Source organism: Winogradskyella sp. Asnod2-B02-A, from assembly GCF_045063645.1.
Taxonomy (GTDB): domain Bacteria; phylum Bacteroidota; class Bacteroidia; order Flavobacteriales; family Flavobacteriaceae; genus Winogradskyella.
Window position 1 is genome coordinate 948,530 of sequence record NZ_JBEFOG010000027.1, and the last position, 19,964, is coordinate 968,493.

At 31.4% G+C, this 19,964-nt stretch carries 16 protein-coding genes; 9 read left to right on the top strand and 7 right to left on the bottom strand.

Features of this window, described 5'->3' with window-relative positions:
* Window positions 1–5: 5 nt before the first annotated feature.
* Window positions 6–2,402, bottom strand: coding sequence for a TonB-dependent receptor domain-containing protein (locus ACJJVO_RS12200; RefSeq protein ID WP_405574524.1), 2,397 nt, complete (start codon window positions 2,400–2,402; stop codon window positions 6–8).
* Window positions 2,403–2,621: 219 nt separating this feature from the next.
* Between ACJJVO_RS12200 and lepA the strand changes: the two genes are divergently transcribed.
* Window positions 2,622–4,418: a translation elongation factor 4 gene (lepA, locus tag ACJJVO_RS12205; protein ID WP_405574526.1), complete on the top strand. Its 1,797-nt coding sequence runs from the start codon at window positions 2,622–2,624 to the stop codon at window positions 4,416–4,418.
* A gap of 70 nt (window positions 4,419–4,488) precedes the next feature.
* Here the strand turns inward: lepA and ACJJVO_RS12210 are convergent, their stop codons facing one another.
* Together ACJJVO_RS12210 and ACJJVO_RS12215 are read right to left on the bottom strand one after the other, a co-directional pair.
* Window positions 4,489–4,761, bottom strand: a complete 273-nt coding sequence (locus tag ACJJVO_RS12210) for a hypothetical protein (protein ID WP_405574529.1) — start codon at window positions 4,759–4,761, stop codon at window positions 4,489–4,491.
* 186 nt (window positions 4,762–4,947) lie between these two features.
* Window positions 4,948–6,795 (bottom strand): cation:proton antiporter, encoded by a 1,848-nt coding sequence (locus ACJJVO_RS12215; RefSeq protein ID WP_405574532.1) that lies wholly within the window; start codon window positions 6,793–6,795, stop codon window positions 4,948–4,950.
* Between the two features lie 127 nt (window positions 6,796–6,922).
* Between ACJJVO_RS12215 and ACJJVO_RS12220 the strand changes: the two genes are divergently transcribed.
* The gene (locus ACJJVO_RS12220) at window positions 6,923–7,771 is read left to right on the top strand and encodes a universal stress protein (protein WP_405574535.1); all 849 of its coding nucleotides are present in this window, start codon (window positions 6,923–6,925) and stop codon (window positions 7,769–7,771) included.
* Complete coding sequence (locus ACJJVO_RS12225; RefSeq protein WP_405574537.1) at window positions 7,768–9,963, top strand: SulP family inorganic anion transporter; 2,196 nt, start codon at window positions 7,768–7,770, stop codon at window positions 9,961–9,963. The genes ACJJVO_RS12220 and ACJJVO_RS12225 overlap by 4 nt, the downstream gene beginning before the upstream one ends.
* Here the strand turns inward: ACJJVO_RS12225 and ACJJVO_RS12230 are convergent, their stop codons facing one another.
* Window positions 9,964–10,293 (bottom strand): DUF202 domain-containing protein, encoded by a 330-nt coding sequence (locus tag ACJJVO_RS12230; protein ID WP_405574540.1) that lies wholly within the window; start codon window positions 10,291–10,293, stop codon window positions 9,964–9,966. It abuts the gene before it with no gap.
* Between the two features lie 165 nt (window positions 10,294–10,458).
* Between ACJJVO_RS12230 and ACJJVO_RS12235 the strand changes: the two genes are divergently transcribed.
* The 3 genes from ACJJVO_RS12235 (at window position 10,459) to ACJJVO_RS12245 (ending at window position 14,948) form a co-directional block, all read left to right on the top strand.
* Entirely contained in the window at window positions 10,459–11,319 is an 861-nt protein-coding gene (locus ACJJVO_RS12235) for an MBL fold metallo-hydrolase (protein WP_405574542.1), read from the top strand.
* Between the two features lie 17 nt (window positions 11,320–11,336).
* On the top strand, window positions 11,337–12,938 hold the full coding sequence (locus ACJJVO_RS12240; RefSeq protein WP_405574545.1) for a S8 family peptidase: 1,602 nt from the start codon (window positions 11,337–11,339) through the stop codon (window positions 12,936–12,938).
* A gap of 207 nt (window positions 12,939–13,145) precedes the next feature.
* Window positions 13,146–14,948, top strand: a complete 1,803-nt coding sequence (locus tag ACJJVO_RS12245) for a M1 family metallopeptidase (RefSeq protein WP_405574548.1) — start codon at window positions 13,146–13,148, stop codon at window positions 14,946–14,948.
* A gap of 132 nt (window positions 14,949–15,080) precedes the next feature.
* Here ACJJVO_RS12245 and ACJJVO_RS12250 read toward each other — a convergent pair whose 3' ends face one another.
* On the bottom strand, window positions 15,081–15,572 hold the full coding sequence (locus tag ACJJVO_RS12250) for a threonine/serine exporter family protein (protein ID WP_405574550.1): 492 nt from the start codon (window positions 15,570–15,572) through the stop codon (window positions 15,081–15,083).
* Window positions 15,569–16,336 carry a threonine/serine exporter ThrE family protein gene (locus ACJJVO_RS12255; protein WP_405574553.1) on the bottom strand — a complete coding sequence of 256 codons (768 nt, stop codon included), beginning with the start codon at window positions 16,334–16,336 and terminating at the stop codon, window positions 15,569–15,571. The genes ACJJVO_RS12250 and ACJJVO_RS12255 overlap by 4 nt, the downstream gene beginning before the upstream one ends.
* Before the next feature lie 237 nt (window positions 16,337–16,573).
* Here ACJJVO_RS12255 and rnpA point away from each other — a divergent pair, with 237 nt between their 5' ends.
* The 3 genes from rnpA (at window position 16,574) to ACJJVO_RS12270 (ending at window position 19,519) form a co-directional block, all read left to right on the top strand.
* Complete coding sequence (gene rnpA / locus ACJJVO_RS12260) at window positions 16,574–16,984, top strand: ribonuclease P protein component (protein WP_405574556.1); 411 nt, start codon at window positions 16,574–16,576, stop codon at window positions 16,982–16,984.
* A complete protein-coding gene (locus tag ACJJVO_RS12265) occupies window positions 16,981–18,615 on the top strand; it encodes a S41 family peptidase (protein WP_405574559.1) in 1,635 nt (544 codons plus the stop codon). The genes rnpA and ACJJVO_RS12265 overlap by 4 nt, the downstream gene beginning before the upstream one ends.
* 64 nt (window positions 18,616–18,679) lie before the next feature.
* Window positions 18,680–19,519: an OmpA family protein gene (locus ACJJVO_RS12270; RefSeq protein ID WP_405574561.1), complete on the top strand. Its 840-nt coding sequence runs from the start codon at window positions 18,680–18,682 to the stop codon at window positions 19,517–19,519.
* A gap of 1 nt (window position 19,520) precedes the next feature.
* Here ACJJVO_RS12270 and ACJJVO_RS12275 read toward each other — a convergent pair whose 3' ends face one another.
* Entirely contained in the window at window positions 19,521–19,964 is a 444-nt protein-coding gene (locus tag ACJJVO_RS12275; RefSeq protein ID WP_405574564.1) for a GNAT family N-acetyltransferase, read from the bottom strand.

Consider the following 19,964-nt stretch of genomic DNA (forward strand, 5'->3'; position numbering starts at 1 on the left):
ATCCGTTATTGCATGTCATTTAATCTTTGACGCTCTTCTTCGCTGGTAGTACGCTCGTTAGTACTAAGTTTTGTGTTACCAAATTTGTAGCGAAAACCGAGTTTAATGAAACGATTGTCTATATCTACAAAACTATTACTAGACTGATTTAAGTACTTAAGTGAAGTCTCTTGGTTCTGTAAATTAAATAAATCTTCTACTGTCAGTGAAATCACACCTTTTTTATTGAGTACTGACTTTGTTATACTGAGCTCTGAAAATAATCTATCTTCAACATTTTGAAGTTCTAGCAGATTTTTACCAACCCATGCAAGCGTTAAATTTACATTTAAACTTTGATCTTCCAACATTGCAATATTATTCTGTAAAGCACTGTAATTAGACCACTGATTAAATTTCACAAAACCTTCGCCAAAATTAGCTTCTTCAGTACTATTATAAAAAGAAGTAACGGCATACACATTCCAAATGCTCGTTATATCATAGTTAAATAGAAAATCAAAGCCGAAATCTACTTTCTTATCTAGATTTGTGGGTGTAATTTCAACAATGTTTGTTTGGTTATTTTGCCTAAGTAACTCCACAATATCTCCATCATAATTCATATAATACGCTTCAACTGTAAAATGTTCTAAAAAATTAGTTCCAACTACAAAATGATCTCTATATGTTGGTACTAAATTAGGATTACCTAAAACAATGGTGTTTTCATTTAAAAAGAATGAAAATGGATTTAAACTTGTATAACTTGGTCTTGTAATGCTACGTTTATAATTTCCGTAAATACTTACGTCTTCTAATACCTGATGCGATAAACTTGCGTTAGGAAACCAACCAAAATAATCTTGAGTGTTTGTTTCTCCAAGCGTAACCGATTTACCCTCTATATTAGATTGCTCTACTCTTAATCCCAAACTTAAATCCCATTTATCCCAAGATGTGCTATAATTACCATAAGCTGCAAATACGTTTTCATCGTACATAAAAGCATCTGTATTGTCTGTATTTATAACTTCAGAACCACCAATAACATCTAATCTTACAATATCGCTATCTGTATTTATATTAGAATATTTTACCCCTAAATCTAAACTAGAAGTTTCATTAATTGGTAAACTGTAATCTATTTTACCTGTAATTATGTTAGTCTTCTGATTTGCAATAGTGTTAAATTCTGAATTGCCCAGAAAATCATCATTAGCATCAAAATTGTTAGTAAATACATTTTGATCTCGCTCATAATCATAAATGGTATAATGCGCATTAAATGTAAGATTTGCATTATTTTCAAAGTCGTGTCTAAAAATTAGATCTGTACCAATATTGTACTTGTTATCTCTAGAGATATTATCTGATGTATAACTCCCTTGAAAAACCGAATTTTCATCGTTAATATTAGTGTTATTTTTTAATTGATATTTAAAATATGGTGTATATAACCCTGTACTTGTAAGGCTCAACGTATTTTTATCATCTAAATAATAATCAAAACTAAGGTTAAGATTGTGCGTTTCTGACCAGGTATTTCTGTTGGTATTAGATTCCCATATTTCATAAATCTCATAAACATCTTCCTGTAATGGATCTGGATTCTCCAAAAAATTAACCGTATCGTCTTGATCTCTATTAATTTTCTTCTTAGTAAAGCTGTAATTAAGATTTAGATTAATTTTATTGTTTTTAAAGTAATGGCTTGTACTTGTATTATATCTAGGAAAAACACCTTGTGCATAATTAGTAAGCAAACTACCTCTATAACCTGTAATTAAGTTTTTACTCATTATAATATTTATTACAGAACCAGAATCTGCATCATAACTCGCAGGCGGATTTGTAATAACTTCAACTGATTTAATACTATTGGCAGGTGCACTTTCTAATAAATTTATAAGCTCGTTAGCCGTTAATTGTACACGACGGTTATTAATAAAAACCGTAGCTGGTGCATTTTTAATATTAATACCACTATCTGAAACAATGACTCCTGGTGTACTTTTTAAAACACCAAGCGTAGAACCTTCCGTTAAAGCCGTATTTTCTATATTAAAAATTAAGCGGTCTGGCTTACGTGTTATAGTCGGTTTTTTTGCAATAACAGTAACTTCGTCTAAGTTCTCTGGAATTTCATTGAGCTCAATTTTTTTTAAATCCAAATTTCCTCTTAGAATAATTTTTTGATAAAATTCTTGAAAACCAATAAAACTAATTTTAATAAAATAGGTTGCTAATGGAATATTATTGACTGTAAAATTACCTTCATCATCTGTTGATGTCCCTTTTAAAAAAGTACTGCCATCCTCAGCTAACAAAACCACATTAGATAATGCAATAGGCTCATTATTAAAATCTACCACTTGCCCAGAAACTGATACTTCTTGAGCCAATACTACAAGACTGAGCATGAAAAGAATGGCGCTTAAAAAATATCGTAGGTTAGCAATCACTAAATTAGGTTTATATTGCAAGATATGAATTGTTTTTAACTTGTTGCTGTGGTTTTTCCGCAGTAAAGCCCTTTTTATAAAACAAATTTTTAGATACACTAATGCGCAAGAAATCAATTATATTTGCAAATTACATATTGAACTGATATAATTAAGTTCATTGCCTTAGAAAGAGACATGAAGAACATACGTAATTTTTGCATTATTGCACATATTGACCACGGGAAAAGTACATTAGCTGATCGTTTATTAGACGTTACGGGTTCCGTAACTGCTCGCGAACAGCAAGCTCAACTTTTGGATAGCATGGATTTGGAACGCGAACGTGGTATTACCATAAAATCGCATGCCATACAAATGGATTATGAATATGAAGGTGAAAAATATGTTCTTAATCTTATAGATACGCCTGGTCACGTTGATTTTTCTTATGAAGTATCGCGTTCTATTGCGGCTTGTGAAGGTGCATTATTAATTGTAGACGCTGCTCAAAGTATCCAAGCACAAACAATTTCTAATTTATACTTGGCTCTAGAAAATGACTTAGAGATTATTCCGGTATTAAACAAAGTAGATTTACCTAGTGCAAACCCAGAAGAAGTTACAGACGATATTGTTGATCTTTTAGGATGTGAGCCTGAAGAAGTAATTCACGCCAGTGGAAAAACAGGTTTTGGAGTTGAAAATATTCTAAAAGCCATTATTGAACGTATTCCTGCACCAAAAGGCAATGTGGATGAACCACTTCAAGCTTTAATTTTTGACTCTGTTTATAATACATTTAGAGGTATTGAAACGTACTTTAGAGTTTTTAATGGTGAAATTAAAAAAGGTCAGAAAATTAAATTCGTTGCCACAGGAAAAGAATATTTTGCAGATGAAGTTGGAACTTTAAAATTAAACCAGGTAGCAAAACAAAGTGTAAAAGCAGGTGATGTTGGCTATTTAATTACAGGTATAAAAACAGCTAAAGAAGTAAAAGTTGGTGATACCATTACAGACTTTGCCAACCCAACAACAAATATTATTGAAGGTTTTGAAGATGTAAAACCTATGGTTTTTGCAGGTATATACCCTGTTGATACTGAAGATTACGAAGAACTTAGAAATTCTATGGAAAAACTGCAGCTTAACGATGCATCCTTAGTGTTTCAACCCGAAAGTTCTGCTGCTTTAGGTTTTGGTTTCCGTTGTGGATTCTTAGGAATGTTGCACATGGAAATCATCCAAGAACGTTTAGAGCGTGAGTTTGATATGACTGTAATTACAACGGTGCCTAACGTATCTTACCATGCTTACACTAATAAAAATCCTGATGTTGCTTTTATTGTAAACAATCCTAGTGATTTACCAGAGCCAACCACTGTAAACCGTGTTGAAGAGCCATTTATTAAAGCAACTATAATTACCAAAGCTGATTTTGTTGGTAACGTTATGAGTCTGTGTATAGAGAAACGTGGAATGATTGTTAATCAAACTTATTTAACAACAGAACGTGTAGAGTTGATTTTTGAAATGCCATTAGCAGAAATTGTTTTTGATTTTTACGATCGCTTAAAAACAGTATCTAAAGGTTATGCTTCTTTCGATTATCATCCAATAGGCATGCGAGCCTCTAAATTAGTACGATTAGATGTCTTGTTAAATGCACAACCTGTAGATGCCCTTTCGGCTTTAATACATGCAGATAATGCGCACCACATAGGTAAAAAGATGTGTGAGAAGTTAAAGGAATTAATTCCAAGACAACAGTTTGATATTCCTATTCAAGCTGCTATTGGTGCAAAAATTATTGCACGTGAAACGGTAAAAGCACTTCGTAAAGATGTTACGGCTAAATGTTATGGTGGTGATATTTCTCGTAAACGTAAGTTGCTTGAGAAGCAGAAAAAAGGAAAGAAACGTATGAGACAAGTAGGTAATGTAGAAATACCTCAACAAGCGTTTATGGCTGTATTGAAATTAAATGATTAATTAGATTATAAGCAAAAAAAAACAGAAGCTAATGGCTTCTGTTTTTTTATGTTTATAACTAGTAACTATCTTAGCTACAAGTAAAACCTGATGATTCTAAAGCAGAAATAAAAGTGTCATAATCTTGTCCTTCTAAATCAACTGTTTCAGTTGTACCTTCAGTAGTAACATCCATAGTTCCATCTCCGTTATCACAGTATTCAGTAGAAACAGTAGTTCCTAAAAAATCAAACTCACAAGTTTCACAACCTCCATTATCACTTCCTCCGTTATCATCGTCAGATGAACAAGAAGTGAAACCGATAGCAGCAATTACAGCAAGAGATAAAATAAATTTTTTCATAATAGTTTGGTTTTTGTTAAAGTTTTGGTAAAAATGCACAATTTATTATAAATACAAAAAAAATAGTCAGTAAAAACACCGTTTATACTAAATCGATAATTTTTCAATATAACTATAGGCTAATTCTTATTTTAACTAAACAATCATTAAACAATTCTTAATCAAGGGCTTGTGTTTTTAACAAAATTAGTCCTCCGTAACCACTTTTTCAACATCAAATGGTTTACCTAAATAGACCAATTTAAAACCTTCGCCTATATCTCTAGTTTTAGAATTAAATGAAGATATAATATGAAGCTCTCCTTCATCATCCTTTAAAAATAAAGGAATCTTGTATTTATCCTTCCTTGTCATTTCTATAAGGTTTTCAAAATGTTCCTTGCCATCTAATTCAATTTCTTGAATTGCAGGATATTTTCGAGTAACTTCTAATAAGTTAATATAATCATCGGTTGGAGAGAATAAACCTTCTTCAGGGCTTTTTTCAAGGTTATTCATTTCATCTGCTGTCACTAATCTATAAGAACCGTTTTCCCCAAATTCTTTACCAAACTTCTCAATGACATAAGCATTAATATCAGAGTTTCCTGTCATTGCCATTATATAACCCACATCATTTAATTCAATATTATCTGAAAGTGTATCAGAATATATATTTGTATTTAAAGCCTCAAGACCTAATTCTGCTGCTTTATCAATATTGTTTTGGTTACTATCAATTAATACAACATGTCTTCCATTGGTTTCTAAATAATGCCCTAATAATCGCGATAATTTAGAAGCACCTACAATTAAAATACCATTAGATTGTTTTAAAAACACACCCACTAATCTTGCAAATAAACGTGCTGTAGTGGCATTTAATAAAACCGTACCTAAAACTATCATAAATACTAAAGGTGTAATGTATTCTGCCCCTTCAACTCCTTGTTTCATTAATTTACTTCCAAAAAGTGACGCAATACCAGCGGCAACAATACCACGAGGTCCTACCCAACTTATAAATAGTTTTTCGTTAAGATTAAGTTTAGAGCCATAGGTACTTACAAATACAGCTAAAGGTCTAATTATAAAGACAACAACAGCAAAAAGTATAGCAGTTTTCCAGGTGTAAAGCAGTAGCAGATCGTCAATATTAATATTTGCAGCTAAGAGAATAAATAATATAGAAATTAATAAGACACTCAGCGATTCTTTAAAGTATAAAAGTTCTTTAAGATTTTCAAGTTTGCTATTACCTAAGACCATTCCCATGACTACAACCGCTAATAAACCAGACTCGTGCGCAAATAATTCTGATTCTACAAAAACAAGTAATACTGTTGATAGCGAAACCACATTTAATAAATAATGTGGAATAAGTTTTTTATTTATAGCAAAAGCTAAAGCGTGAGCGAATGTAAACCCAAATGTTGTACCGAATAATACAATTTTACCAAATTCCATTAATGCTGTTTTGGTAAATCCACTATCTCCACCAACACTAATAAATTCAAATACCAAAACGGCAACTAAAGCTCCAATTGGGTCTATAAGTATGCCTTCCCATTTTAAAACTGTAGATACATCTTTTTTAAGTGGAATATTTCTTAAAATAGGTGTTATTACCGTAGGTCCTGTAACAATTATAAGGCCTGCAAATAGAAATGATAAATCCCAACTGAGTTCAAAAATATAATGGGCAACTATACCTGCTCCAAAAAAAGTAATGGCAGAACCAACAGTAATTAGTTTTGTAATCACTGGACCTACATTTTTTATTTCAGAACGTTTTAAGGTTAATCCACCTTCAAATAAAATAATACTTATGGCAAGAGATACAAAATAATATAAGCTATCACCAGGAAATAATCCCTTTTCACCATTCCAAATGGGTTCAATCCATTTTGTACCGTCTTCACTTAAAAATTCTGCTGCAATTGGCCCAACCAAAAGCCCAATTAAAATCAATGGTAAAATTGCTGGAATTTTAAATTTCCATGCTACCCATTGTGCTAATATGCCAAGTATAATGATTCCTGCTAATTCTAACATCTAATTACTTTTTTGTGAAAATACTAAATTAATACAGTTTTTAAAGGGCCGAAATTACTTTTATAACTTATAGATTTTTAAAATTGACTATCTTTCAAAACTGACTAACTAAGCAATAACAACTAAATTGTCTTTAAAACCTTTTAAAACCATAGGAATTGGTGTTACATTCTCACCAAATCTAAAAGCTAATATTTATGAAGCCGCAAGGCTATCGCAAATGCTTAAAACACGTTTTGTTTTAATTCATGTTGGTGATAAATCATCTGAAAAAGAAGCTAAATTCAAGGCTATTTTAGAGCCATTTTTAAACGATGATTTAGACGTAGAAATTGTATTTAAGCCAGGTGATCCAGTAGAGGTTATTTTATCAACTTCAAAAGAAAAAAATATTGACTTACTGATTTTAGGGGCACTACAACGCGAAAATTTCTTAAAATATTATGTAGGTTCTATTGCCCGAAAAATTACACGACAAGCTAAGTGTTCTATTTTACTGCTCATAAAACCATCAGTAGAAAGAATTCCTTTTGAGCACATTGTTGTTAACGGATTAAAAGACCCAAAAACTAAAGAAACTATTGCTTCTGCATTTTATGTTGCAAAGGCATTAAGCGTTAATAAAGTAACTATTGTTGAAGAAATAACACAAGATGAATTAGCGATAAAAGTAGAAGATGATAAATCTCTACGAATGGCAAATATTGTAAAAGAACGTATAAAACTCAGAGAAAATGCACGTGTAAAAGCTTTAATGGAAGATATTCCGGAAGAATACACCAAGGGCATTTCTATAAAATCTCAACCCATTTTTGGTAAAAAAGGGTATTCTATTGGTCATTATGCACAAATTGCAAGAGCCGATTTATTAATTATGAATTCACCAAGTAAAATGACGTTTTGGGATCGTCTTTTCCCTCACGATATTGAACACATATTAACCGAATTACCAACAGATGTTTTAATCATTCAATGAGTCCAAAACCAAATAAATTAAAAGCTTTTGTTAAGGCATTACCCAAAAACATTTTTTCTGGTTTTGTGGTAAGTCTTATTGCATTACCATTAGGTTTGGGCTTAGCTATGGCAAGTGAAGCTCCACCAATAGCAGGTATTATTGCAGCAGTAGTTGGAGGTGTTGTGGTTTCTATTTTTGGAGGTAGTAATGTTACCATTGCTGGTCCTGGAAATGGTTTGGTAGGTGTACTTTTAGTTGCAATAACCACCTTAGGATTAGAAAGTGCTTATGCAGCCATTATCTGTTCTGGAATTCTTTTAGCAGCTTTAGGGTTTTTAAGAATGGGAAAACTAGCCGATTTTTTCCCTTCTTCTGCCATACAAGGTATGCTTGCTGCTATAGGACTCATTATTCTTGGAAAGCAATTTCATATTATGCTCGCTCATAAAATTAAGCGTGATGACACTATAGATTATCTTATTGAAATTCCGTTTACTATTAACGATGCTATTCATTATGATAAAACAGGTTTAATTTATGCAGCAGCTGCAGGTGTTTTAAGTTTAATTATTATGGTGTTCTATCCTAAAATTAGAAACAAGTATCTACAATTGATACCTGCACCAATGTGGATTGTTATTTTATCTGTTGGATTCAGTTATTATTTTGAATTAGTTGCACACGAAATGAATCCAATTTCTTCAGTTTATATGATTTCTGGTATACCAGAATTTAAAGATATTATAGCTCAATTGCCAACTGTAAATTTTGGGAAAGTTGGGACATTTCCGTTTTGGTCTAGTGTTTTAGCACTAACATTAATTGCGAGTATTGAATCTTTACTAAGTATAAAAGCGGTAGATAAATTAGATCCAGAAAAAAGACGATCTAATGTAAACTTGGATTTAAAAGCCTTAGGATTAGCAACCATTGGTAGTGGTTTTTTAGGTGGTTTAAATGTGGTTACAGTTATTGCTAGAAGTTCTGTGAACGTTAATAATAACGCAACTAATAGGTCTTCAAACTTTTTTCATGCAACTTTTTTAGTCATTTTCATAGTGCTCTTTAGTACGCAATTAACTCGTATTCCATTACCTGCTTTAATGGCAATTTTAGTATTTACAGGTTATAAATTGGCATCACCAATTACAATTAAAAAAATATTTTCAATAGGGAAAGAACAGATTATTATCTTTTTTGTCACACTATTCGTAACCTTAAAAATTGGACTTATCACAGGCATTCTTTCTGGTGTACTAGTTACATTTTTAATTCATATAGTTATAAATAAAAGTGCTTCACTCTTTTTTAGAAATGTATTAAAGCCTAATGTATTAATGTATCAAGAACAAGATAATGGTAATTATTATGTGAGTGTTAAACATTTTTGTAGCTTTTTAAATTTCTATAGATTAAAAGAAAAGCTTGATGCTGTCCCAGAAAATAGCGACGTCATTATTGATTTTTCACTTTGCAAATTTGTGGATCATACTGTGATGGAAAACCTAAATAATTACAGAGATCTATTTATAAAAAGAGATGGTAATTTTTGCGTTATTGGTTTAGATTTACACGATTCAGATTCCGAACACCCTTTTGCATTAAGACGTTTATTACCTGTTACTGGTATTCTTAAAAGTGGTTTAACAAAACGTCAAAATACACTTGAAGATTTTGCTCAAAATTATGAGTTATCTTATGATTCTAAGAACGAAAAAGAAACCTACTTTTTAGATAAATTTCATTTTTTTAGAACAAAAAATATTCGCCATATTTATAACAAACTAAGGACAAAAAATAATTCTATTAGTATTTTTGATATCGAATTTTCTGAAGGTGAATTTATAGCTAAAGAAACCATCCGAACTACGATGTTGTATATGACATTAGATAAAAAAATCCCTAAATTTACTCTAGACAGAGAAGGGTTTTTAGAAAAAGTATATGCCTTTGCAGGTTTTAAGGATATTCCAATTCAAGAACATTCAGATTTTAATAAACGTTTTTATTTATTAGGTGAAAATGAAGTGGCTATTAAAGCGTTTTTTAATGATGAAATCACTCATTTCTTTGAAAGCAATCCTTACTACCATATAGAATCTAACGGAACTTGTTTATTAGTGTTTAATAAAGAACGTTTAGCAAGTACTAAAGAGGTAAAAGCATTATTTGACTTTGGAAAGCGTTTGAAACAGGTCATTTCTTTATAATTATAAATCCTTTTGCTTCTCTGCATTATAATAAAGCTTTTTCAAACTTCTTTTTAAAAGTGTAAATCTATAAACACCGATTACAAAAAATATTACGCAAAAAATTAAAGCAACAAGAGCTAAGTATTCAAAATTTGCAAACTCTTTTAATTGATATAAAGCAATAGCACCTAATAACAAGTACAAAGATGATCTAACATAAGATAACAGTGTACGCTCATTAGCTAAACGCGTACGTTCAATGGCTAAATAATCCCTTAATATTACCTTTTGATCTGGATCAAAATCACGACCAAAACTCAATAGATTCTTTTTCTTAGATTTCCCCATACAATTTAAAATTTATTGAAAGTACTTCTTGTGCTAAATGTAATTATTTTTATAAAGATAAAGACTCCACTACTTTTTTGTTAAATATCCTTTAATTAATTGTGACTAACAACAATTAGTTTTAAAGCTTTTAGTAATTTGCATGACTTTTTAAATCTTACTAAAATGCAATTATACCCTATTCAATCTGGAAATTTTAAGCTTGATGGTGGTGCTATGTTCGGAGTAGTACCAAAATCTATATGGCAACGCACCAATCCTGCGGATAACAACAACATGATAGACATTGCTGCGCGCTGTTTGTTAATTGAAGATGGTGATCGTCTTATTTTAATAGATACGGGAATGGGCAATAAACAAAGCGACAAGTTTTATGGCTATTATTTTCTTTACGGAGATGACAGTATCGATAAATCATTAGCATCGCACGGATTTCATAGAGATGATATTACAGATGTATTTATGACGCACCTTCATTTTGATCATTGTGGAGGAAGCATTCAATGGAACAAAGACCGAACAGGCTATGAACCGGCATTTAAAAACGCTCACTTTTGGAGTAATAAGGACCATTGGAAATGGGCAACAGAACCAAACAGACGTGAAGTTGCTTCATTTTTAAAAGAGAATATTTTACCAATGCAAGACAGTGGTCAGCTAAAATTTACTGACGTACCAGAACAACATATATTAAAAGATTCGGGATTAGGTTTTGATATTTTCTTTGCTAATGGACATACGGATAAGCAAATGATTCCTATGATACAATACAAAGGAAAAACCATTTGTTTTATGGCAGACTTATTACCAACTGTTGGTCATTTACCAATGCCGTTTGTAATGGGTTATGATACTAGACCTTTATTAACTCTCGATGAAAAAGAATTGTTTCTAAATATGGCTGCAGACAACAACTTCTATTTGTTTTTAGAACACGATGCTCACAACGAAATTATAACAGTTAAGCACACGGAAAAAGGTGTGAGACTCAATGAAACTTTTACAACCCAAACATTATTTAACTAAAATATAAACTAAAAAAAATGAAATTTAATTACCGATTAATAGCCTATTTAGGATTTGCAGGAACACTATTTTTAGGCTGTGGAGGAACATCAGATATCCTTTCTACTCCAATTGAAAATATAGATACATCACCTTTAAAAGTAACAGATTTAACTGATGCTGAAGCAAAAAATTGGGGACATTTAGATCTTTTAAATGACACCATTCCAGGTATGAGCGTTGATAAGGCCTATGCTGAAATCATTAAAAACAAAAAAGGAAAAAAAGTGATCGTAGCAGTTATAGATTCTGGTATTGATATTGATCACGAAGATTTAGACGGAGTCATTTGGACCAATAAAGGAGAAATACCTAATAATGGAAAAGATGATGATAACAATGGCTATGTTGATGATATACATGGTTGGAATTTCTTAGGTGACGCTTACGATGAGCAATTAGAGTATGTACGTATTTTAGCTTCAGGTGATACATCTAATCCAGATTTCTCAATAGCAAAAACAAAATATGATGAAGATTACCAATTATGGACAGGGCGTAAAACGCAGTACGACCAAATTGCACAAGCTGTAAATGGAGCACACGAAACTTTAACAAAGCACTTTGGAAAAAGTGACTATACTATTAAAGAAGTAAATGCTATAAAAACTGAAGATGAAGCCCTTTTACAAGCTATTCAAATAGCTAACGGAATGAATGGCAATGGATTAACTTTAGTTGATGCACAAAAAGAAATTAATAATGGTTTAGAAAGTATTAACGAACGTTTAAACTTTAACTTAAATAAAAACTTTTCTGGTCGTAAAACTGGAGATAATATTAACGATTTATCAGATAAAGGTTATGGCAATGGAAACGTAAAACCTGTTAAAAAATCTGAATCTCATGGTACTCACGTTGCAGGTATCATTGCTGCAGAACGTAATAACGGAAAAGGAGCTAATGGTGTTGCTAATAACGTAGAGATTATGTCTATTAGAGCAGTACCAAATGGAGATGAATATGATAAAGATGTTGCATTAGCGATTCGTTACGCTGTAGATAATGGAGCAAAAGTAATTAATGGAAGTTTTGGAAAGTCATTTTCTCCACATGCAGAATGGGTAAGAGATGCTATAAAATATGCTTCTGATAATGATGTTGTTTTTGTACATGCTGCTGGTAACGATAGTAAAAATGTAGATGTAGAGCGTAATTTCCCAGATGATAATGTTGATTTTGTTGAAGTTTCAAACACCTATATTAGAGTGGGTTCTTTAACCAACAAGTACGGGTCTAAAATGGTTTCTGGTTTTTCTAATTACGGAAAAAAGAATGTTGATATTTTTGCTCCAGGCTCTGCCATCTATTCTACTTTCCCAGAAAATGATTACGAAAGTATTGGTGGTACATCAATGGCATCGCCAGCTGTTGCAGGTGTAGTAGCGTTAGTACGCTCGTACTACCCTAAATTAACAGCTGCACAGGTAAAACAAGTTGTTTTAGAATCTGGTTTACCATTAACAACTAAAGTTGTTGTTGGTGGAGATGCATCTAACGTTAAATCGTTTTCAGATTTGTCTACATCTGGTAGAATTGCCAATGCATACAATGCTTTAATTATGGCTTCTAAATTATAGTTTAGAATCATTTTTAAATTGAAAATGTATTAAGTAATTAGGTTATTGAGTTATTTTGACATTCCGACTAAATAACTCAATAACCTATTTTTATTTTTGAAGTTTAAATAACTTCTTCATATTACAGATATTTTTGAGAACCAAGCATGTTTAAAATTTTACCATTCAAAAAGAATCGTTAATCACTAAAACAATAAACATATACACATGAAACAATTCATTATTAGCCTTTTTTCAGTTTTAATTCTTGTCTCTTGTGGTACTGCAAAACAGGCAACAAACACAACTAAACATCAAAACAATATAGCGAATGGTTATTGGCAACAACACGTAGATTATGCTATGGAGATTGATATGGATGTCAATAATTACCAGTATAAAGGCAAACAAAAGTTGGTGTATACCAATAACTCTCCAGATGTTATAAACCGAGTTTATTACCATTTATTTTTTAATGCTTTTCAGCCAGGAAGTGAAATGGATGTGCGTTCTCGTACTATCCAAGATCCAGATCCTAGAGTTGGTGATCGCATTAGTCTTCTTAAACCAAATGAGATCGGTTATATAAAAGTTAATACTTTGACACAAAATGGAACTTCAGTTTCTCATAAAACTGCTGGTACCGTTTTAGAAGTGCAACTAAATAAACCTATTCAACCAGGTGAACAAGTGACTTTTGACATGGATTTTGATGCCCAAGTTCCAGTTCAAATTCGCCGTTCAGGAAGAAATAATAAAGAAGGTGTTGCTTTATCTATGGCTCAATGGTACCCTAAATTAGCAGAGTACGATGATGAAGGCTGGCATGCAGATCCTTATTTAGGCAGAGAATTTCATGGTGTTTGGGGAGATTTTGATGTAAAATTAACCATAGATAAAGATTACGTTGTTGGTGGTACAGGATATCTTCAAGGTGAGCCTACAGAAACTTCTGGAAAGAAAACTCATCATTTTAAAGCACCGAAAGTTCATGATTTTACTTGGGCTGCAGATCCAGATTTTATTCATGATACATATCAAATGCCAAATGGTCCAACGCTTCACTTTTACTATAAGAGTGATTTAGAGCAAGAATATTTAGACAATTGGAAAAAATTACCATCAGAAACTGCCATGTTAATGGATTTTTACAATGAAAATATTGGCGAATATCCTTATGAACAATATTCTGTAATTCAAGGTGGAGATGGAGGCATGGAATATGCCATGTGTACACTAATTACAGGAAAACGTAAATATGGAAGTTTATTAGGAGTTACAGCACATGAGTTGGCACATACTTGGTTTCAATTTTTGTTAGCTAGTAATGAATCTAAACATGAATGGATGGATGAAGGTTTTACAAGTTATATTTCTGCATTAGCGATGAACTCGCTTCGTGAGGATAAAAAATCTAATCCACTTTCTGGTTCTTATAGAGGATATTTAGGATTAGCAAACTCTGGTCTAGAACAACCTTTAACAACACATTCGGATAGATACAAATACAATCAGGTATATGGTGCTGCTGCTTATAGTAAAGGAGCTGTGTTTTTAGCGCAATTAGGTTATGTTATAGGCGAAGAGAATTTAGCTAAAACTATTAAGACATATTTTGATGATTTTTCTTTTAAGCATCCTAAACCATTCGATATTATTAGAACCGCAGAACGTATCACAGATTTTGAACTCGATTGGTATTTTATAGATTTTGCACAAACAACAAATACTATAGATTACGGAGTAAAAACAGTAGAAGGTAATTCTATTACCTTAGAACGTATTGGCTTAATGCCAATGCCTATAGATCTTACAGTGACTTATACTGATGGCTCTACAGAAGACTTTTATATTCCACTACAAATGATGCGTGGTGAAAAACCTACCTCAGCAACTCTTATTAATGATTGGGCTTGGGCAATGCCTACCTATTCATTTGACGCTAAAAAAGAAGTGAAATCAGTTGAAATTGATTCGTCTCAAATGATGGCAGATATAAATAGAGAGAATAATGTGTTTGGTATAAACTAAAACTATAGTAATAACTTATTTTTATAAACCTATAAAAGGTTACAGATATTTCTTATGTCTGTAACCTTTTTTTATGATAAGATTTAAGCATCGTTATTATAATTTATAACAAGATAAAATGATCAAAAATTATTATCTTAAATCTACTCTTTTAGCAGTATGTTTCCGTAAAAGTAAAAGCGGCAAAGACACACCTATAGTTAAAGAAATTAGTATAAACAACATGGTAAAGCCATTAGAAAATATAGCTTCCATAAAAACCAACCCTTTAGGATCGTCTTTTTCTAAAAATGTAAAAGACATAATAGATAATACCATTTCGTACGCATAATAACCTGGTATCATTGGTATAACTGCAGGTATAGAAAATACAACAGGAGGTTGATGTATACCATGAGCTAATGGCAAACTTAAAACACCTACAAAAGAAGCTGCTATTAAACTTGCTAATACAATATTGATGTTATAATGCAACAAAATAAACTTTATAAAACCAGCTCCAAATCCTAATAGAAAAACGGTAAGTATGGCTTTTCTAGGTATATTAAATAATATCCCAAAACCTACTGCCGCAATACCTGCCCAAGCGGAGACTTCTAACAATTCTAGTATCGTTGTTATCATTTTAATTGAAAAATTAACATGGCTACAAAAAGTCCAAGTGCTATTGCTAAAACTGTCATTATTCCATTAGTAAATCGTACCACACCATTTAATACATTTTTATCTATAAGATCTGTAAAGGAATTAATTAACGCAACACCAGGAACTAAAAATAAAATAGAAGTTGCTAATGTTGCATCTGGTTGTGTTCCTAAATTAAAAAGGATACCTAATGAAGCTAAAAGTGATGCTGTTAATGACGCTAAAAATACACTTACATAAGTATTAAACTTCCTTTTATGCGCTGCTTGAAGTATAAATAAGCCAAAAAATGTACTAATAAATGCCAAAGCTAAATTAAGATAATCTCCTCCAAATATTTTGCAAAAACCAGCTCCTGCAAAACTTACTGCTATTAGCACCACCAATCTTGGATACCTTTTTTGCCGTTTAATGATTTCTATTTCTTTCGAAATTTGAGAAAGCGACCAATCTTCATCAAGTGCATTCCAACTCGTTTTGCTTATAGCCGAAATAATAGTAAAATCTATTTTGTGAGCAGGTAGGTTTTTTACCTTAGTGTAATTTTCATTGGTTTTATTATCTATGACTGTGAGTATCATAGTTTTTTGACTTATTAAACTATAAGATTCACAATTTAACACAGAAGCAAAACGATCTATATTAACATCTACCCTATTAGTATTTGCACCAGAAACCATTAATATTGATGCTATATCTAATAATAAATCGGCTATGCTTTCTAACCTATTTTCAGTTTTCATTTATATATAATCTATTCAAATTTAAGATTTTTATGAGGTTAAATTGTCTGGTTTTGATTAAATATTTTCCGTTTTATCATTATTGAGTTGTTTAATATGATTCGTAAAAAAAAGAATAGGCTTTAATGGAAAGAAAAATAATAAGTTACAAAAGAATAGCTGTATTATAATATAGAACTCATAAAACCGTATCAAATCAATACAGTTTTCTATTTTTGCTACATTCAATGTATACTAATGACCTTCACATATTCTAGAAAAGATAAATTAAAAAGTAAAAAGCTAATTGAACAACTTTTTACTGAAGGGAAAGCTGTTACAGCTTATCCGCTGAGATTGGTATATCTAAAAACTGATTTTGAAGATGGCTCTCAACTAAAAACAAGTGTTTCCGTAAGTAAGCGTTTACACAAAACTGCTGTAGCGAGAAATAGGATAAAACGTTTGCTTCGCGAAGCCTATAGACTTAATAAACCATTGTATTTTAACAATAGTTGTGGTTCTTATGCGTTTATGATTTTGTATCTTAGTAAAGATGGAACAACTTTTGATAAATTAAATACAAATACAAAATTGTTGTTTAAAAAATTCTTGGCTCAAAATGAGCCTTTGATAAAAAATTCAGATTCTAATAATTCTGACAAATGAAAAAACTTCTACGTAATAAAATAGTATTGCCAGTTTTAGCTGTGCTTATCTTTTTTGGCACTACCGCTTTTAAAAACGACTTTTTTGAAATTGCTAAGCAAATAGAGATATTTACTACGCTTTTTAAGGAGATTAACATGAACTATGTTGATGATACCAATCCTGGAGACTTAATGGATACAGCAATTAAAAGCATGTTAAGTGATTTAGATCCTTACACTCAATTTTATAACGAACAAGACGTAGAAGCTTCTAGAATTAACAACGCAGGCGATTATACTGGTATTGGAGCCAAAGTTTTAACACTAAAAGATAAATTAGTTATTGTTGAACCGTATCAAAATTATGCCGCTGATAAAGCAGGCCTAAAAGCCGGTGACGAAATTATAAAAGTAGACAAAGTTGTTGTAGCAGATTTTAAAGATGATGCAGCCAACTTATTACAAGGAGCAGCTGGAACTGAAGTTTCTGTAACCTACAAAAGACAAGGAAAAACCAATACCGTAAAAATCATTAGAGAATCTTTAGAAATTAAAGCCGTTCCGCACTACGCTATGGTAGATGAAAAAACAGGTTATGTTGTTCTAAGAAAATTTAATAATAAAGCATCTTCTGAGACTATTAGAGCTATTAAAGCATTAAAAAATCAAGGAGCAACACAATTAATTTTAGATTTAAGAGGAAATCCAGGTGGATTACTTAACGAAGCTGTAAACGTAACTAACATCTTTGTGCCTAAAGATCAATTAGTGGTAACTACAAAATCGAAAGTAAAAAAGTACAACAAAACGTATTATACACAACGTGAACCTATAGATACTGAAATTCCATTAGTTGTTTTAATTGATGGTAGTAGCGCATCTGCAAGTGAAATTGTTTCTGGTGCCTTACAAGATATGGATCGTGCTGTGGTAGTTGGTACAAGAAGCTTTGGAAAAGGATTAGTACAGCGACCTAAGCCTTTAACTTATGGCACACAAATGAAGATTACCATTTCTAGATACTACACACCATCTGGTCGTTGTATTCAGGCCTTAGATTATTGGAATCGTGATGAAAATGGAAAAGCCACAAGAACAAAACAAGAAAATTACAATGCTTTTAAAACCAAAAACGGACGTGAAGTATTTGATGGAGGAGGTGTACAACCAGATGTTGAAGTTGAATTTGCTAAACAAACACCAATTACAAAAGCAATATCTAACGAAAACTTAGTCTTTAACTTCGCAACAGACTATTATTACAGTCATAAAGTAGACGATTTAAAGACTTTTGAATTTTCGGATTCAGACTTTAAAAAATTCAAAAATTATATAAAAATAAGCGGTTTTAATTTTGAAACAAAAACCGAGAAAGCCTTAACAAATGCTATTAATGTTGCAAAAGAAGAAGAATTAGATGCTGTAATTTCATCTGAGTATAACGATCTAACTCAAGCATTACAATCCTATAAATCTAATGCCATTGATGGTAATAAAACACAATTAAAAACTTTACTTACAGACGAAATTATTAAACGCTATTTCTACAGTGAAGGTTTGTATACCTATTACACTGCTAATAATACTGAAATTAAAAAGGCCTTAAATATTCTTAATAATCCGTCGCAATACGCAAGTATTTTGAGATAGAAATTTTATTTTTTTTATATTTAACCTCATAAACATTTTCTGTAAGTAAGAAAATTATTATAAAATGAAGTCCCTAGTTATCCTTTTATGCCTATGTTTTCAATTCTCTTTTTCTCAGAAAGAATTGAAACACGAAGTTTATTTTGAAACCGATCAACACAATATTCCTCAAACAGAACACAGTAGATTATTGCTTTTTTTATCTGAAATTGAGGATATTGATATTGAAAAAATTTCTATTTACGGATTTACTGATGATAGAGGTAGCGATAATTATAACTTAGTATTATCTCAAAATCGTGCAGAAGCTATAAAAGAAGTTTTTTCTAACAATGAATTTGACGAATCCGTAATCACTAATGTAGATGGTAAAGGTGAAATTTTAGTAAATATAATTCACGAAGAAAACCTTAATAAAATACGTGGTTTAAATCGTAAAGTTGAGATAATAGTCACTCCGGTTTTTCCTCCTAAACCTAAAGAAGATACTACGGTCACTAAAAAAGTAAATACGGAAGACATTTTAAAAGGAGACCTAAAAGAAGGCGACAAAATTTTACTCGAAAATTTACTATTTAGAACCGGTTATAGTTACTTAACTAAAGATTCTAAGTTAGTACTCGATAAAATTGCAGAAATATTAGCAGAACGGACTAATATCTATTTTACTATAGAAGGACATGTTTGTTGTACACAAGGCAATAGAGATGCTGTAGATAGAAAAACAAAAAAAAGAAATCTATCTGTTGCAAGAGCTAAATATATATATGATTATTTAGCTGATAAAGGCGTTAAACATTACCGAATGAAATATGTTGGTATGCGCAGAAAAGAACCACTTGGTGGTGAACCAGAATTAGATAGACGTGTAGAAATTTTAGTCACTAGAATTTACGAAAAGTAATCTAAGAACGTAACATCGCTATATGTGGAATACCATCTTCTAAGTACTCCTCACCTACTTCAATAAATTTTAAATTATTGTAAAAGCGTTTTAAATACGTTTGTGCAGAAATCTTAATAGTGGTTTCATTATAATGCATTTTAATTGCATTTATTGACGCGTTCATTATAACATTACCATAACTGTGCTCTCTTTCATTTTCCATCACTACTACTCTACCAATACTAGCTTCCTTAAAATAATCTCCAGGCTTAAAAATTCTTGTGTAAGCCACTAATTTTTCATTTTTATAACCTAAAACATGAAGTGCCTTTTGATCTTTACCATCAATATCTTGATATACACAGTCTTGTTCTACTACAAAGACTTCACTTCTTAATTGAAGTAAATCATATAGTTCTACTATAGAAAGTTCATTAAAAGCGCTTATTTTAGTTATTAACAT

Coding starts and splice junctions, on each gene's coding strand:
- ACJJVO_RS12200 (WP_405574524.1), bottom strand. CDS start 2,402: ATGCTCAGTCTTGTAGTATTGGCTCAAGAAGTATCAGTTTCTGGGCAA.
- lepA (WP_405574526.1), top strand. CDS start 2,622: ATGAAGAACATACGTAATTTTTGCATTATTGCACATATTGACCACGGG.
- ACJJVO_RS12210 (WP_405574529.1), bottom strand. CDS start 4,761: ATGAAAAAATTTATTTTATCTCTTGCTGTAATTGCTGCTATCGGTTTC.
- ACJJVO_RS12215 (WP_405574532.1), bottom strand. CDS start 6,795: ATGTTAGAATTAGCAGGAATCATTATACTTGGCATATTAGCACAATGG.
- ACJJVO_RS12225 (WP_405574537.1), top strand. CDS start 7,768: ATGAGTCCAAAACCAAATAAATTAAAAGCTTTTGTTAAGGCATTACCC.
- ACJJVO_RS12230 (WP_405574540.1), bottom strand. CDS start 10,293: ATGGGGAAATCTAAGAAAAAGAATCTATTGAGTTTTGGTCGTGATTTT.
- ACJJVO_RS12235 (WP_405574542.1), top strand. CDS start 10,459: ATGCAATTATACCCTATTCAATCTGGAAATTTTAAGCTTGATGGTGGT.
- ACJJVO_RS12240 (WP_405574545.1), top strand. CDS start 11,337: ATGAAATTTAATTACCGATTAATAGCCTATTTAGGATTTGCAGGAACA.
- ACJJVO_RS12245 (WP_405574548.1), top strand. CDS start 13,146: ATGAAACAATTCATTATTAGCCTTTTTTCAGTTTTAATTCTTGTCTCT.
- ACJJVO_RS12250 (WP_405574550.1), bottom strand. CDS start 15,572: ATGATAACAACGATACTAGAATTGTTAGAAGTCTCCGCTTGGGCAGGT.
- ACJJVO_RS12255 (WP_405574553.1), bottom strand. CDS start 16,336: ATGAAAACTGAAAATAGGTTAGAAAGCATAGCCGATTTATTATTAGAT.
- rnpA (WP_405574556.1), top strand. CDS start 16,574: ATGACCTTCACATATTCTAGAAAAGATAAATTAAAAAGTAAAAAGCTA.
- ACJJVO_RS12265 (WP_405574559.1), top strand. CDS start 16,981: ATGAAAAAACTTCTACGTAATAAAATAGTATTGCCAGTTTTAGCTGTG.
- ACJJVO_RS12270 (WP_405574561.1), top strand. CDS start 18,680: ATGAAGTCCCTAGTTATCCTTTTATGCCTATGTTTTCAATTCTCTTTT.
- ACJJVO_RS12275 (WP_405574564.1), bottom strand. CDS start 19,964: ATGTTAATAACTAAAATAAGCGCTTTTAATGAACTTTCTATAGTAGAA.